We start from the raw sequence: 15,762 nt of genomic DNA on the forward strand, positions 1-15,762 counted from the left end.
CCGCCGTCATGGCTTTCCTGAAGGCGAGGGTCGCCTGAACGCGCCGGCACTCCTGAAACTGGATCACTTCAAAGTCGTTGACCGGACATTGCGGCATGAACACTTGTCGGCTCAATTGTCCGGGGACAATCGGACGAGAGGGAACGCGATGAATGGCGCCGATGTGCTTTGCGATGTGCTGCTGGCGAATGGCGTGAATGTCTGCTTTGCCAATCCCGGTACCTCGGAAATGCACTTCGTCGCCGCGCTCGACCGCAAGCCGGAGATGCGCTGCGTGCTCGGTCTTGCCGAGGGTGTGGTGACGGGTGCCGCCGACGGCTACGCCAGGATGACCGACCGCCCGGCCGCGACGCTGCTCCACACCGGCCCCGGATTGGCCAATGGCCTGGCCAACATCCACAATGCCCGGCGCGCCCGCGTGCCGATGATCAACATCGTCGGCGACCATGCCTCCTATCACCTGCCGCGCGACGCGCCGCTCACCAGCGACATTGAAGGTCTCGCCGCGCCGATGTCGAACTGGGTCCGCCGCATCGCCGGTCCGGCCGACGTCGCGCCGGCCGCGCAGGCGGCTTTTCGCGCTTCGCTGACGCCTCCCGGCATCGCTACGCTGATCCTGCCGGCGGATGCGGCGTGGGGAGAGGCCAGTCCGCTCCTGTCGGCCAAGGTAGAGCTTGCGGCGCCGCCTTCGGTCGATGCAGCTATCGTGCGCAAGATTGCCGGAGCCATTCGCGTCGCGCCCGGTCGCGTCGGCATGATCCTGCGTGGGCCGGCCGCGCGTGAGGATGCCTTGGAAATCGCCGGACAGATATCGGCGGTTTCGGATGTCCGGCTGTTCAGCGACGTTCTGATCGCCCGGATGCAGCGCGGCCGGGGCCGCGTTGCGCCTACCCGCGTTCCATATCCGATCGACTCCGCGCGCACCCTCCTTGCCGACATCGATCTCCTGATCCTCGTCGGAGCCAGTGAACCGGTGGCGTTCTTTGCCTATCCCGGAAAGCCGGGCCGGCTTGTGAGCGAAGGCTGTGAAGTGATGTCGTTGGCCGAGCATGGCGAGAATTTGAAGGCGGCACTCGCTGCGCTTCGCGACGAACTGGGCATCAAACCGTCGCAGCCGGTGCCCGTCGCCACGGCCTTTCCCAATGAGCCGGCCCCGCGCGGCAAGCTGACGGACGACGCGGTTGCACTTTCGGTAGCCCGGAAGCTGCCGGAGAATGCGATCGTCTGCGACGAGGCCGTCACCTCGGCGCGGCGCTATTTTGCGCTCTCGGCCTTTGCCGCCCCGCACGATTACATGATGGGCACAGGCGGATCGATCGGCGGCGGCATTCCAATGGCGACTGGCGCGGCCATCGCCTGTCCTGGCCGCAAGGTGCTGAATCTGGAGGCGGACGGCAGCGGCATGTACACGGTGCAGGGATTATGGACCCAGTCGCGGGAAAAGCTCGACGTGGTGACGATCGTCTTTTCCAACCGGACCTACGCCATCCTGCACGGCGAGATGCGCAATGTCGGGGTGAACGCGATCGGCGAGAATGCCAGGCGAATGCTCGACCTTGATCAGCCGGCTCTGGACTGGGTTTCGCTGGCAGCCGGCATGGGGGTGGAAGCAGCCCGCGCTGACACATGCGAGCGCTTCGACGCGCTGCTCGACAGCGCGCTGTCGCGTCCGGGGCCGTTCCTCATCGAAGCGGTGATCTGAGCGGCCCCCGGCCCGCCGAGCTTACCAGCGTGTCTTCTCACCAGGTGCTGCAGGCTCAATCGCCAGCGCGTGCACGCCGGCCTTCAATTCGTCGGCAAGGAGGCGATTGACGGCGCGGTGGCGCTCGATGCGGTTCATCCCGGCAAAATTCTGCGAGACGATACGGACGCGGAAATGGGTCTCGCCGGTGCCGTCGAAGACGGCCTCGTGGCCGTGCTCGACGTGGTGATGGCCGGCGTGAAGATGGCTTTCGTTGATGACGGTGAGCCTTTCCGGCGAAAATGCCGCCTTCAGCTTGTTTTCCATCGTCGACTGTATGGACATCGGGGCTTCCCTTCACCACATCTGCGGTACCGCCGCAAAATCTGTGCTTTCGACCGCTTTAGGCCGCGATTCAGCGGTTAGGGCGATCATCGGCGAAATGTCAATTCTTGTTTCGCGGTAGCGAACAGCCCATAAATGGGTGAGGATGAAACCGTATCCCAAATATTTCGAGAAGATTCGCATCCGGCCGGAAAAGGACGCGGAGCTGAAGTCGCGCGCGCCGATCTGCCAGTGGGACGGTTGCAGCGAGGCCGGTACGCATCGCGCGCCGGTCGGGCGCCTGAAGGAGGGCGAGTATTTCCGCTTCTGCTTTGAGCATGTGCGCGAATACAACAAGAGCTTCAACTACTTCTCGGGCGTGTCGGACAGCGAGATCGCCCGCTTCCAGAAAGAGGCGCTGACCGGACACCGGCCGACCTGGCGCATGGGCGCCAATGGCGGCGGCATGCGTTCGGCACCCGACTTCGCGCAGCAGCGCTCCGGGCGTGCAGGCTACTACAACCGCATGCGCGATCCCTTCAATCTGTTCGGCGGCGGAACGCGCGAAGTGCGCGAGCGCAAGGCAAAGCCGCTTGAGGCCAAGGCGCTGGAAACGCTTGGCCTTGATACAAAGGCGACTGGCAAGGATATCAAGGCGCGCTATAAGGAACTCGTGAAGCGCCACCATCCGGATGCGAATGGCGGCGACAGAGGTTCGGAAGACCGGTTCCGCGATGTGCTGCAGGCCTATCGCGTGCTCAAGCAAGCAGGATTGTGCTGAGCGACCCTACGGTCCATGTCGTTTTCCAACTTTCATAAGGTTGGAAAAGGCTCTAAGACCGCCCCCGAACAAAATCGATTGCCGGCGAAACGCGGCGTTTCGCCCGTGGAGACGTTGATAGAGATGAACAAGGTCGATCGCGACATCGCCAACCTGCCCGATACGACGGTGCCGGTGAAGGAGAAATTCGGCTTCGACTCCAAGATGGTGGTTCCGGCCTATTCGGCGGCGACCGAGCACGTGCCCGACATCGACCCGGACTATCTGTTCGACAAGGCAACGACCTTGGCGATCCTCGCCGGCTTCGCCTACAACCGCCGCGTCATGGTGTCGGGCTATCACGGCACCGGCAAGTCCACCCATATCGAGCAGGTCGCCGCGCGCCTGAACTGGCCCTGCGTGCGCGTCAATCTCGACAGCCATGTCAGCCGCATCGATCTCGTCGGCAAGGACGCCATCGTCGTCAAGGAAGGCCTGCAGGTCACGGAATTTCGCGACGGCATCCTGCCCTGGGCCTATCAGCACAACGTCGCGCTCTGCTTCGACGAGTACGATGCCGGACGCCCGGACGTGATGTTCGTCATCCAGCGCGTGCTGGAATCGTCGGGCCGGCTGACGCTGCTCGACCAGAGCCGCGTCATACGCCCGCATCCGGCCTTCCGGCTGTTCGCCACCGCCAACACGGTGGGTCTCGGCGACACCACCGGCCTCTATCACGGCACGCAGCAGATCAACCAGGCGCAGATGGACCGCTGGTCGATCGTCACCACGCTCAACTACCTGCCGCACGACAACGAGGTGTCGATCGTGCTGGCCAAGGCCAAGCACTATCGCGACAGCAAGGGCAAAGAGATTGTCAACAAGATGGTGCGCGTCGCCGACATGACGCGCTCGGCCTTCATCAATGGCGACCTGTCGACGGTGATGAGCCCGCGCACGGTCATCACCTGGGCCGAGAACGCCGAGATCTTCGGCGACATCGGCATGGCGTTCCGGCTCACCTTCCTCAACAAATGCGACGAGCTGGAGCGTTCGGTGGTCGCCGAATTCTACCAGCGCGCCTTCGGCGAGGATCTGCCGGAGAGCGCCGCCAACGTGGTGCTGGGGTAAGGCGCGTGCCGGAAGGCTTGGCCTTTCGGACCACAACGCGCAGGGAATGATCGATGGCGGGTCCGGGCGACAACACGCGCAACAAGCCGAAGAACGGGTCTGAAGCGGACAGCTTCAAGCGCGCCGTCACCGTCTGCATGCGCGCCGTCGCCGGCGACAAGGATCTCGAGGTCGGCTTCGCCAAGGACCGGCCGGCGCTGGCCGGCAACCGCGCCAGGCTGCCCGAGCTGCCGAAGAAGCCTTCCCGCACCGACATCGCGATAACCCGCGGCATCGGCGATTCCATGGCGCTGAAGCGCGCCTGCCACGATCAGCGTATCCACAGCAAGCTGGCGCCGGAAGGCAAGCTCGCGCGGGCCATTTTCGATGCCGTCGAGCAGGCCCGCGTCGAGGCGATCGGCAGCCGCGCCATGCAGGGCGTGGCCGACAATATCGGCTCGATGCTCGAGGACAAATACGCCAGGGCAAACCTCGTCGACGTCAAGGACAAGGCCGACGCCCCGCTCGAGGAGGCGGTGGCGCTGATGGTGCGCGAAAAGCTTACCGGCCGCACCGTGCCGAAGAGCGGCGAGCGACTGGTCGATCTGTGGCGGCCCTGGGTCGAGGAAAAGGCCAGCAGCGACCTCGACGGCCTGTCGTCCAGGCTCGATGACCAGCAAGCCTTCGCCCGCATCGTGCGCGACATGCTCGTCTCCATGGAGATGGCCGAGGAACTCGGCGACGACCAGGAGACGGAAGACTCGGAGGACAACGAGGAAAACGAGCAGCAGGGCGAGGAGCAGAGCGAGGAAGGCGGCGAGGACGATTCCGGCTCCGAACAGTCGCAGTCCGAGGACGCGGAGGCTTCCGCCGACGAGGAAGAGTCGGCCGAAACGGAGGCGACCGACGCCACATCGGACGACCTTTCGGACGAGGATGATTCCGACGCCGAGACGCCAGGCGAGGCGCGCCGCAACGACAATCCCTTCCTCAACCTGCCTAAGGAAATCGACTACAAGGTCTTCACCACCGCCTTCGACGAGACGGTCGGGGCCGAGGACCTTTGCGAGGAAGAGGAGCTCGACCGGCTGCGCGCCTTCCTCGACAAGCAGCTCGCCAATCTCTCCGGCGTCGTCGGCCGCCTGGCAAACCGGCTGCAGCGGCGGCTGATGGCGCAGCAGAACCGCTCCTGGGATTTCGATCTGGAGGAGGGTTATCTCGATCCATCCAGGCTGGTGCGCGTCGTTATCGATCCGATGCAGCCGCTGTCTTTCAAGCAGGAGCGCGACACCAAGTTCCGCGACACGGTGGTGTCGCTGGTGCTCGACAATTCGGGCTCGATGCGCGGGCGGCCGATCACGGTTGCCGCGACTTGCGCCGACATCCTGGCGCGCACCCTGGAGCGCTGCGGGGTTTCGGTGGAAATCCTCGGCTTCACCACACGCGCGTGGAAAGGTGGGCAGGCACGCGAGAAGTGGCTGAAGGACGGCAAGCCGTCGAATCCGGGCCGGCTCAACGATCTGCGCCACATCATCTACAAGTCCGCCGACCATCCGTGGCGGCGCGCGCGCCGCAATCTCGGCCTGATGATGCGCGAGGGCCTGCTCAAGGAAAACATCGACGGCGAGGCGCTGCTTTGGGCGCACAACCGGCTGATCGGCCGGCCGGAACAGCGCAAGATCCTGATGATGATCTCGGACGGCGCGCCGGTCGACGATTCCACGCTCTCGGTCAACCCCGGCAACTATCTGGAGCGCCATTTGCGCGCGGTGATCGATCTCATCGAGACGCGCTCGCCGGTGGAGCTTCTAGCCATCGGCATCGGCCACGATGTCACGCGCTACTATCGCCGCGCCGTCACCATCGTCGATGCCGAAGAGCTGGCCGGCGCCATGACGGAGCAATTGGCATCGCTGTTCGGCGAGGAGAGCGCGCGCGACACGCGGCGCGGTGGCTTGAGGCGCGCCGGATGATCCTTTCGCGGGGCGGATTCCGGCGGACGGCTTTTGTTTGCGCGCTGGTCTGTTCGGCCGCCTCTCCGGTCTTCGCCGAGGGAGGCGCTGCGGTCGAGACGATCGAAGTTTCAGCGCGGCCGATCACCGAGTTCCATATCGGCCGCGACCGGAAACAGTTCGGGTCGCTCGAGTTCGTCGGCGGGCTGGAGATGACCTCGCCGTCGCGCGATTTCGGCGCACTTTCGGCTTTCCGCTTCCTCAAATCAGGCAGCGATTTCATTGGCGTCGCCGATACCGGCTTGTGGTTCTTCGGCACCATCACCCACGATGCCGACAAGCGCCCCTCGGGCGTGTCGAATTTCCGCATGCAGCAGATGGTCGACGCCTCGGGCCAGCCGATCGAGAAGAAATGGGAGGTCGACGCCGAAGGCCTCGCGGTCAAGGACGGTATCGCCACCGTCGGTTTCGAGCGCGACCAGCGCGTCGTCCAGTTCAAGGTCGAGCCAGACAATATGAAGGCGCCGTTCAAGACGCTCGACTATCTGGTCCCGGCGCGGGAGCTGCGCCAGAACCGCGGCTTCGAGACGGTCACACACGCCAACCCTTACGGCCAGCACGAGGGCGGCCTGGTCGTGGTGTCGGAAAAGAGCCTCGACAAGGCCGGCAACATCTATGCCGCCATCATCGAGGGACCGAGTAAGGGCGTCTTCACCGTCAAGCGCAACGGCAATTTCGACATCACCGACGGCGCCTTCCTGCCCGATGGCGACCTGCTGCTACTCGAACGCAGCTTCTCGATGGCGCGCGGGGTGAAGATGCGGCTGAGGCGTATCTATGGCGAGAGCATCGAGAAGGGCGCGGTCGCCGACGGCCCGGTGCTGATCGACGCCGATATGGGCTACCAGATCGACAATATGGAAGGGCTCGACGTCTGGACCCGCGACGACGGCGCGCTGATGGTGTCGCTGGTGTCGGACGACAATCAATCGATCCTGCAGCGGAACCTCTACCTGGAATTCATCCTGCACCAGGATTGAGCGGTGCTTGGTTTTGTCCAATTCGCAACGGAAAACCGCTGCGCATTTGTCCCGAAGTTGCCCGCCCTCAGCGGACTTTATAGATCTCGACCGGCTTGCTCGCCGTCGCCCTGTCCAGTTCCAGCCAATCGGGAACGTCCCGCTTCAGCAGCCTCGCGGCCAGGCCCTTGGGAGCTTGGGCGGCGAGCGAAAGCTCTTCCGAATTGCCGCGGCATATGGCGACCAGCCTGACATGCTCGCGCTCAATGATGGCGCGGGCGGCATCCGGCGTTCCCATGAAGGCGTCGAGCATGGCGAGATTGCCGCCGACATTGCGATGATAGGGGCCGGCCAACGCCCTATGGCCGGTAAACATCAAGATGGGGGAGCCGAGATTGGAGGACGCAAGCACCGTCGTTGCCGGCATGCCGGCCAGGTCGCTGAAGTCCGAGGCCTTGCCGCAGGTCAGCGCATGATCGGCATCGGAATTGATCTTTGCGGGTGCCTTTTGGACCACGGACTGCGCGGCGACGGCGACGCCGGCCCAGGTCGCATTGAGCGACACCAGCCATGCCGCCGCGATGCGGGTGGAGACGCGCCACGGCTGCGCGGCGCTTGCCTGCAGGCGAACCCCGGCGATCCAGGTCGAGAGCGGCAGCACCGCGAAGGCAACCGAGAAGGTCGAGCCGCGCACCTGCCATAGGCTGACGGCGAAAGCGACGATCAGCAGCACGGCGGTAAGGGCTTCCTCGCGGCGGAGGCGGCGGCTGCGCAGCTGAAGGCCAATCAACAGGATTGCGATGAAGGGCGTCACATAACGCGCCGCCATCAGCTTCGGCTCGTTGACGGCCACGCTGAGGAAGGGCTGCGCCTCGACGACGTCGTTCAGCCAATAGGTGCGAATGCGCTCATCCATGCCGGCATAGGGCGATGCCAGGCATTGCGGGAAGAACAGGAATGCAGCGGCCGCAATTGCAACGGCCAACGCGGACATTGAGAGGAACCGCCTCTTAGCCGTCGACTGTCCGGGTAGACCCGCAATCGCCGCCAGTCCAAAGCCCGACGGCGCCGCGATGACGAACTGGAAAGCCGAGAAGGCGTCGCACTCGGCCACGCCCCAGGCCGACGGCGGTATGGTGGCAACAAGAACCACCAAGGCTATCGCGGCAAATCCGATGCCGAAGCCGCGCGCGGTCTGGCGCTCCCTTTCATCGAAGATGAAGAGCACGGCGGCGCAGGCGCCAAGTGTGGCCACATAAGGCGCTGTCTCCATCCCGACGGCAAGGGTGAGGCCTGCGCACAGGCCGGACAGAAGAGCGGCTGACCGCCGGAAGGGAGCCTCCGTCATAAGCCAGAGACTGGCTGCCGTGAGCAGGAGCTGGACGTTGTGGTGGTCAAGGGTGCCAGGGTGGAAAATGCCGATAAAGAACAGCGCCGCAGTGGACAGCACCAGCGCAGGCATCGCCACGTCCGTACCGGCGAAACGCCGGGAAGCGCGCAGGATGACGAATATGGTGAGCCCATATAGGGAAAGCGGCCAGATGATCTGCGCTGCCTTTTCAGCGGCAGCCGTGCTGGCGCCCAGGGCCTGGAAGGTGAAGATGATCAGCGCGATCGGGGTGTCGACCAGCCGCGACCAGTGCATGACGAAGCCGCCGGTCAGGCCCATCCTGTATTGATGAAGATCGAACCAGCCCTGTCCAGCCAAGAGGTCGCGAACTTCGACCAGCCTCAGCATGCTGTCATTGTCGGCGCCAAGGTCCGCGATCGTTGGGAAGCCGGAGATCGCATTGATCCCCAGCACGAGCAGCGTCGCGCAGAGCGCAAGCAGAAGGTCATGTTTCCAACCGGTGCCCTGGATGGTCATGCTGATGGCAATGTCCTGGATCGTTTTGGCGATCCTGCACCAATGGCCGTAACAAAGCGTAAAGCCGCGAAGGGCCGCTTCAAGGGTCAGGCGATGGCCGGCTGGCTCCAGCGGGCGGCAAGCAGCCGGTAGGGGATCAGTGCCACCACCGCGATGATCAGTTTGACCGAGAGATCGCCAAGCGCCCAGGACACCCAGCGCATGGTTTCGACAGGCAGCACGCCCATCAGCGGTGCCGTCTCCAGCGCGAAGCCGTCGTTCGGCCCGACAAAGGCGAAGGCGGCGGAGAAGCCGACGCCGAAGAACACCACCGTGTCGAAGACAGAGCCGACCAGCGTGCCGACGATCGGCGCGCGCCACCAGCTTTGCCGGCGCAGACGATTGAACACGGTTACGTCGAGCAGTTGTGCGGCGAGGAAGGCGGCGCCGGACGCGGCCGCGATTCGCACCAGCCGGTCAGCGGCGGTCTCGAACGCGATCAGACCGTGGCGGAACAGGAAGGGCGGAACAAGGATCGAGCAGACGACCGCCGTCATGAAGCCGACGAAGACCACTTTGCGCGCCACCGCGGGGCCGTAGCGACGATTGGCAAGATCGGTGACCAGGAATGAGAAAGGATAGGTGAAGGCGCCCCAGGTGAGCAGGTCGGCCAGCGACAGGCCGCCGATCTGGCCCTGCATCGGGAACTGGACAAGGATATTGGACGCCACGACGACAAGCGCCATGGCGGCCACGAAAGGCAGGTATCGTGAAAGTAAGTTCATTTTTTTATCCTGGGTAATGGAACCAGCCGAGCGTCATGACCGCGCTCACTGTCCGAGCACCAGTTTGGAGCCGGTGCTCGAGGCGGTCGTCCCCCGCCTGAAAAGAGAGCTTTAGGCGGCCGACTGCTCGGCGAGCTTCTTCGCGATCTGCTTCTTCAGCAGGCGAGCGCGCTGCGACAGCTCCTTGGCGTCGGCCTTGGCCAGGAACGCGTCGAGGCCGCCGCGATGCTCGACCGAACGCAGCGCGTTGGCCGAAATGCGCAGGCGAACGTTCTGGTTCAGCACTTCGGAAATCAGCGTCACATTGACCAGGTTGGGCAGGAAGCGACGCTTGGTCTTGTTGTTGGCATGGCTCACATTGTGGCCGGTCTGGACTGCCTTGGCAGTGAGCTCGCAGGTGCGGGACATCTTGTCTAACCTTCAGTTCTAAACCTGCCAAACCATTCTGCCCGCGCCAGGCGGCGCGCGGTCTCGGTCAGGCGGCCTTTGGAAAAGTTGGCGTTCCATAGTTGCATTTCGCCACTACGTCAAGCTCCGGCACCTACGCGGCGGCCAAGCTCGCTCCATATAAAGGCCGGAATTCGTCGTATAAGCCCTGCGCGAAGGGATTGCCAGGCTGGAACCGTTGCGTTTCCGCCAGTATCAAGGACCTGCCGCCGCCATGCTTCGCCCCTCCCAAGCCCTTGCCGCGCTGCTCGCCGTCGCTGTGCCTACAACCGCCTTCGCTGCTGCCTCGCCGCAGTCCTTCAAGGGCGAATACACCGTGTCGTTCCTGGGCCTTTCGGTCGCCAGGGCAACGTTTTCCAGCCGTTACGACGGCGACACCTATGCCATCAATGGCACCGTCTCGGCCGCCGGCATCGCCAAGCTGTTCGACGATACGAAAGGCACGATCTCGTCGAAGGGTACGATTTCGGGCCAGCAGATGCGGCCGCGGGCCTTCCGGGCCGACTATACTTCCGGCAAGAAGGCATCGGTGGTCGACATACGCTTCGCCGATGGCGACGTCTCCTCGACGAAGGTCGTTCCGGAGCCCGGCAAGCGCGATCCCAAGAATTGGGTGCCGGTCGGCTCCGGCGACCTGAAATCGGTGGTCGATCCGATGGCCGCGACCGTCGTCCATGCCGACAGCCTGGACAAGGTCTGCGGGCGGACCGTCAAATTCTACGATGGCGAGATGCGCGCCAACCTGTCGCTGACCTATGCCTCGAAAGGCTCGATCTCGGTGCCGGGCTACAAAGGCGACACCGTGACCTGCAAGATGGGCTTCGAGCCGGTGGCGGGCTATCGCAAGGGCCGCAAGGCGCTGGACTTCCTGAAGAACAAAAGCCGCATGATGGTGACATTTGCACCCGTCGGCCAATCCGGCGTATATGCGCCGATCCGCGCCACGGTCGGGACCCAGATCGGCCCGCTGACCATCAGCGCAAGACGGTTCGAAGCAGCCGAATAGTTAGGCGCCACGGCGCGCCGCCGGGGATGGGGCATGGGGCGCGCAACACTGATCGGTTTCTCGGCGGACGCCCTGTGGGCGCTGTTTGCACTGCTCACCAAAGCCTCGGGGCTGCGCAAGCCGGCGACCGGCGGAGCGCGCGCATGATGCCGTTTCCGGGCGGCATCGACGCCAATCCCAATGCGACGCTTTTGTTCTCGATCGCCGCCGCCGCGATTTACGTCCTTGCGCTCGAGCTGCCGCCACGCCTCGCCCGTTCCGCCGCCAAGACGCTTGCCGTGGCCTTGTTGGCGGCGCTCGCCGTCATGCAGGGCAGTCCGCCGCTGCTCGTCGCAGCGCTGGCGCTCAGCGCCGCCGGCGACGCGTTCCTCTCCCAAGACGGTGAAAAAGCCTTTCTTGCAGGGCTGGCGAGCTTTCTTGCCGCACATGTCGCCTATGTCGCCTTGTTCCTGAACGCCGGTGGCGGAATCGGCCTGCTCACCGCCGAGTCCTGGCGCGGCGCCATTGCGCTGGCGCTGGCGGTTTTCGTTATCACGATGCTCGCCGCGCTTTGGCGGCGCGTCGGAGCTGCCCTGCGCGTTCCGGTCGCCGTCTATGCCGGGGCGATCCTCGCCATGGGTGTTTCGGCGCTCACGACCTTTCATCCCTGGGTCATCGCCGGAGCCGTGCTGTTCATCATATCGGACGGGCTGCTGGCGGCAGAGCGCTTCCTGCTGGCCGCGAGCTCGCCGCATCGCGTCTGGATGCGCTACGCGGTCTGGGTGCTCTATTATGCGGCCCAGTTGGCGATCACGCTTGGTTTCCTGCTGGCCTAGGCTGTTTTCGGCTGCCAGTCCGGCTCGGCCAGCTCGAAGGCGGCGAAATCGAAGCCCGGTGCCACCGTGCAGCCGACCAGCGTCCATCCGCCGAGGCTGCGCGCCGACTGCCAACAGCCGGCCGGGACCACGATCTGCGGCCGCTCGCCGGCGGAAAGTGCCGCGCCCAATAGATGTTCGACGACGGTGCCGGAGCCTTCTTCGTGCGTGGCGAGAGCCAGCGGCGCGCCGGCATAGAAATGCCAGACCTCGGCCGCGTCCTTGACCCGGTGCCAGGCCGAACGCTGGCCTTGCTCCAAAAGGAAATAGATCGCGGTCGAATGGCCGCGCGTGCCACCCTCCGCGTCGCGAAACGTCTCGGCATATCAGCCGCCCTCGGGGTGCGGCTCGAGGCCGAGCGCGGCGATGATTTCGGCGGCGCTGGTCATAAAGGAGCGCTCAGAAGTTATCCTTGCGCTTGCGGATCTCGGCGAACACGTCCGTATCGCTCGCCCTCTCCATGCCGAGATGTCTGCGGATCGCCGGGTCGTGCCAGCGCAGGAACGGATTGGTCGACAGTTCCTCGCCGATCGTCGTCGGCAGGGTCGGCTTATTGTCGGCGCGCAGCTTCTCGATCCTGGCGGCGCGCTCTTTCAATGCTGAATTGCTGGGGTCGACGGTCAGGGCGAAGCGCGCGTTGGCCAATGTGTATTCGTGGCCGCAATAGATGACGGTCTCGGCCGGAAGGGCGGCAAGTTTCTTCAGCGAATCGTGCATAACCGGCGGCTTGCATTCGAAGAGCCGACCGCAGCCCAGCGCAAACAGCGTGTCGGCGGTGAAGGCCACTTTCGAGGCCGGCAAATGGTAAGAGACATGGCCGGCGGTATGGCCGGGCGTCTCGATGACCTCGATCTTTTCCTCGCCGAGGCGGATGACGGAACCCTGGCTGACCGTCTCGTCGATGCCGGGGATCTTCGCCTGTTCCGCTTCCGGTCCGACGATGGTGAGCTTGAAGCGCTCCTTCAGGGCCAGATTGGCCTCGACATGGTCGCCATGATGATGCGTGGTCAGGATCATCGTCGGGGTCCAGCCGGTGCGCTTGATCGCAGCCAGGATCGGCGCTTCTTCCGGGGCGTCGATGATCGCCGTCTGCCCGCTTCTGGCGTCATGCACCAGAACGCCGAAATTGTCGGTACGGCACATGAACTGTTCGATTTCGACCGGCATCTCGTCGCTCTCCGTTATGGCCGCAGACATAGGGCGCCCGGCGGCGGATGTCATCCGCCTTTGTTGAACTCGCCGGATATCGCGGCTACCGTCCGGCGCATGCATTCCGATATCGTCGATCTCCGGTCCTTCTATTCGACCACGCTCGGGCGCCTCGCCGAGCGCGCGATCACCATGTCGCTGTCGTCGATATGGGCGCCCGTTCCGAACGAGCGCCTGGTCGGTCTCGGCTACACGCTGCCGTGGCTGGAGCGGTTCGGCGCCGATGCCGAGCGCGTCTTTGCCTTCATGCCGGCGACGCAAGGGGCGGTGGTCTGGCCGGCGACGGGGCCGACGGCGACGGCGCTGGTCTTCGACGAGGAGCTGCCGCTGGTCGATTCCTGCATCGACCGCATGCTGCTCGTCCACTCGCTCGAACATGTCGAAAATCCGCGCGAGACGCTGAACGAGATCTGGCGCGTGCTGTCGCCGGCGGGCAGGGTCGTCATCGTCGTGCCCAACCGGCGCGGCGTCTGGGCGCGTTTCGAGCACACGCCCTTCGGCAACGGCCGGCCGTTCTCGCGCGGCCAGCTCACCGAATTGCTACGCGAGGCCAATTTCACGCCGGCCGCATGGTCAGACGCGCTGTTCTTCCCGCCATCGCCGCGGCGCTCCATGATGCAGTTCCACAACGTGCTGGAGCGAGCCGGCCGGCGGCTCTGGCCGATCTTTTCCGGGGTCATCGTCGTCGAGGCGCAGAAGCGGCTCTACCAGGGCGTGCCTGTCGCGCAGCGCGCGTCGCGCCGCGTCTTCGTGCCGGTGTTCTCGCCGCAGGGCGCAACGACGCTCGGACGTCGGGCCGACGGCCCGGTGCCGCGGGCGGGCGGATGACGCGTTCGTGATCGGGGCCAAGCCTTGCGTCATACGGCAATCGTCACCCTATCTCAGGGGCGGGTTCGGGGTGCGGCATCGCCGCCAATGACCGTTCCTGGCAGCAGGGATCTCGCATATGGACCACACGCCCAGTATCGAACAGGCCGCGTTCTCAGTCGAGACGAGCCGCCTCTCAGACCAGCTGGCGGCGATCAGGCTGGCGCTGAAGGCATCGCCGGTGCGCAGGCGGCTCCTGTGGGCCTCGATCGGCATTGTCGGCGTCATCGTCGCGACCTCGATCGGGCAAGTGCTGCTCAATCGCTGGAACCAGCCTTTCTATGATGCCCTGGCGCGGCGCGACCTGCCGGGCTTCCTGCATCAGCTGATGGTATTTGCCGCAATTGCCGGCAGCCTCCTGGTGCTCAATGTCGGCCAGACCTGGCTCAACCAGACGATCCGGCTGAAGTTGCGCGAGGCGCTGACGCTCGACCTGATCGATGAATGGATGCGGCCGGCGCGTGCGTTCCGGCTCACCCATGCGGGTGCGATCGGCGTCAATCCCGATCAGCGCATGCAGCAGGACGCGGGGCATCTCTCCGACCTGTCGACCGATCTCGGCGTCGGCCTGCTGCAATCCTTCATCCTGCTTGTATCCTTCATCGGCGTGCTGTGGGAGCTCTCTTCCGGCTTCGTCTTCCATGTCGGCGGCCATTCGCTGGAAATACCGGGCTACATGGTCTGGGCGGCGATCCTTTATGCCGGCATCGCCTCCTGGCTGAGCTGGCTGGTAGGCCGGCCGCTGATCCGCTTCAACAGCGATCGCTACACGCGCGAGGCCGTGCTGCGCTCCTCCGTGGTCCGCGTCAACGAGAATGTCGACGCCATCGCGCTCGCCCATGGCGAGGCGGACGCCAGGCGGCAGCTCGAGCTCGACCTCGGCGGCGTGCTCGACGCCATGCGGCGCATCTACAGCGCCCAGATCAACCTGTCCTGGGTTACCGACGCCTATGGCTGGATCACCGTGGTGGCGCCGATTCTGGTCGCCGCACCGGTCTATTTCGCAGGCGACATTAGCTTCGGCGGTTTGATGATGGCTGTCGGCGCCTTCAACCAGGTGAATTCCTCGCTGCGCTGGTTCATCAACAACATCGGCGCCATCGCCGATTGGCGGGCTACACTGATGCGCGTTGCCGATTTTCGTATCGCGCTCGGCGAAACGGACATCCTGCATGCCAAGCAAAAGCGCATCGCGTTCGGCGAAAACGCCAATGGCACGCTGACGTTCGACAAGCTCGAAGTCGCCTCGCCCGACGGCTGCACCAGGCTTGCGGAGACGGAGGTCGAGATAAAGGCCGGCGAGCGCGTCATGATCACCGGCGATCCGCGCGCCGGCAAGACGCTGTTCTTCCGCGCGATCGCCGGCCTCTGGCCATGGGGCGGCGGCCGCATTGGCATGCCGGCCGGAGAGACACCGTTCTTCGTGCCGCGCACCCCCTATTTCCCGCTCGGCACGCTGCGCGACGTGCTCAACCATGCCGAAGGCACCAAGATCGACGACGACGAGATTTCCGCCGTGCTCGGTGAAGTCGGCCTCGAGCGCCTCTCGTTCCAGCTCGACCGCTCGGCGCGCTGGGAGCATGAGCTGGCCGACGACGAGCAGCGGCTGCTCGCCTTCGCCCGGCTGGCGCTGAGGAAGCCGAAATGGGTGATCATCGACGAAGCGCTGGATACGTTCGACGGCGCCACGCTTCGGCGCGTACTGGCGATGCTGCAGGCCAGACTGCCGCACGCCGCTATCCTCAATATCGGGCGCGGTCTGCACAACAACCAGTTCTTCCCGCGCGCGCTCACCATCGTCAAGGACAGCAGCGGATCGGCGCTGAAGCCGGCCCGTCTCCGCGCCGGGGCGATCGAACCCCCGCCTGTTGCCGCGCGCGCCAAGAAATAGCTTTATTTCGC

The 15,762-nt window shown here is 64.7% G+C and carries 14 protein-coding genes and 1 pseudogene; 9 read left to right on the forward strand and 6 right to left on the reverse strand.

The features are described 5' to 3' along the window. Positions 1–148: 148 nt before the first annotated feature. On the forward strand, positions 149–1,702 hold the full coding sequence (locus CK222_RS07475; RefSeq protein WP_095799879.1) for an acetolactate synthase large subunit: 1,554 nt from the start codon (positions 149–151) through the stop codon (positions 1,700–1,702). A 21-nt stretch (positions 1,703–1,723) separates the two neighbouring features. Here CK222_RS07475 and CK222_RS07480 read toward each other — a convergent pair whose 3' ends face one another. Then, entirely contained in the window at positions 1,724–2,026 is a 303-nt protein-coding gene (locus tag CK222_RS07480; protein ID WP_067319180.1) for a BolA family protein, read from the reverse strand. A gap of 145 nt (positions 2,027–2,171) precedes the next feature. Here CK222_RS07480 and CK222_RS07485 point away from each other — a divergent pair, with 145 nt between their 5' ends. From CK222_RS07485 to CK222_RS07500, 4 genes are all read left to right on the forward strand, one after another. Next, on the forward strand, positions 2,172–2,786 hold the full coding sequence (locus CK222_RS07485) for a J domain-containing protein (RefSeq protein WP_066990335.1): 615 nt from the start codon (positions 2,172–2,174) through the stop codon (positions 2,784–2,786). 123 nt (positions 2,787–2,909) lie between these two features. Continuing rightward, complete coding sequence (cobS, locus tag CK222_RS07490; RefSeq protein WP_066990333.1) at positions 2,910–3,896, forward strand: cobaltochelatase subunit CobS; 987 nt, start codon at positions 2,910–2,912, stop codon at positions 3,894–3,896. Between the two features lie 53 nt (positions 3,897–3,949). After that, entirely contained in the window at positions 3,950–5,848 is a 1,899-nt protein-coding gene (gene cobT / locus CK222_RS07495; RefSeq protein WP_095799880.1) for a cobaltochelatase subunit CobT, read from the forward strand. Next, positions 5,845–6,867, forward strand: coding sequence for an esterase-like activity of phytase family protein (locus tag CK222_RS07500; RefSeq protein WP_095799881.1), 1,023 nt, complete (start codon positions 5,845–5,847; stop codon positions 6,865–6,867). Before cobT ends, CK222_RS07500 begins: the two co-directional genes overlap by 4 nt. A gap of 67 nt (positions 6,868–6,934) precedes the next feature. Here CK222_RS07500 and CK222_RS07505 read toward each other — a convergent pair whose 3' ends face one another. The 3 genes from CK222_RS07505 to rpmB form a co-directional block, all read right to left on the reverse strand. Further along, positions 6,935–8,713: a polysaccharide biosynthesis protein GtrA gene (locus CK222_RS07505; protein WP_095799882.1), complete on the reverse strand. Its 1,779-nt coding sequence runs from the start codon at positions 8,711–8,713 to the stop codon at positions 6,935–6,937. 86 nt (positions 8,714–8,799) lie between these two features. Further along, complete coding sequence (locus CK222_RS07510) at positions 8,800–9,477, reverse strand: queuosine precursor transporter (protein ID WP_095799883.1); 678 nt, start codon at positions 9,475–9,477, stop codon at positions 8,800–8,802. A 111-nt stretch (positions 9,478–9,588) separates the two neighbouring features. Then, complete coding sequence (gene rpmB, locus CK222_RS07515; RefSeq protein ID WP_066990317.1) at positions 9,589–9,885, reverse strand: 50S ribosomal protein L28; 297 nt, start codon at positions 9,883–9,885, stop codon at positions 9,589–9,591. A 253-nt stretch (positions 9,886–10,138) separates the two neighbouring features. On the opposite strand from rpmB, the gene CK222_RS07520 reads away from it, so the two are divergent. Both CK222_RS07520 and CK222_RS07525 read left to right on the forward strand, forming a co-directional pair. Next, positions 10,139–10,930 carry a DUF3108 domain-containing protein gene (locus CK222_RS07520; RefSeq protein WP_067319170.1) on the forward strand — a complete coding sequence of 264 codons (792 nt, stop codon included), beginning with the start codon at positions 10,139–10,141 and terminating at the stop codon, positions 10,928–10,930. Between the two features lie 143 nt (positions 10,931–11,073). Next, positions 11,074–11,745 (forward strand): lysoplasmalogenase, encoded by a 672-nt coding sequence (locus CK222_RS07525; RefSeq protein ID WP_095799884.1) that lies wholly within the window; start codon positions 11,074–11,076, stop codon positions 11,743–11,745. Here CK222_RS07525 and CK222_RS07530 read toward each other — a convergent pair. Further along, a pseudogene (locus CK222_RS07530) lies at positions 11,742–12,173 on the reverse strand (cupin domain-containing protein). The gene CK222_RS07525 and the pseudogene CK222_RS07530 overlap by 4 nt on opposite strands. Positions 12,174–12,183: 10 nt before the next feature. After that, on the reverse strand, positions 12,184–12,951 hold the full coding sequence (gloB, locus tag CK222_RS07535) for a hydroxyacylglutathione hydrolase (RefSeq protein ID WP_095799983.1): 768 nt from the start codon (positions 12,949–12,951) through the stop codon (positions 12,184–12,186). A 99-nt stretch (positions 12,952–13,050) separates the two neighbouring features. Here gloB and CK222_RS07540 point away from each other — a divergent pair, with 99 nt between their 5' ends. After that, positions 13,051–13,821, forward strand: coding sequence for a methyltransferase domain-containing protein (locus CK222_RS07540; protein ID WP_067319659.1), 771 nt, complete (start codon positions 13,051–13,053; stop codon positions 13,819–13,821). A 118-nt stretch (positions 13,822–13,939) separates the two neighbouring features. Then, positions 13,940–15,751, forward strand: coding sequence for an ABC transporter ATP-binding protein/permease (locus CK222_RS07545; RefSeq protein WP_095799885.1), 1,812 nt, complete (start codon positions 13,940–13,942; stop codon positions 15,749–15,751). Positions 15,752–15,762 lie beyond the last annotated feature (11 nt).

It is taken from the genome of Mesorhizobium sp. WSM3866 (assembly GCF_002294795.1).
Taxonomy (GTDB): Bacteria; Pseudomonadota; Alphaproteobacteria; order Rhizobiales; family Rhizobiaceae; genus Mesorhizobium.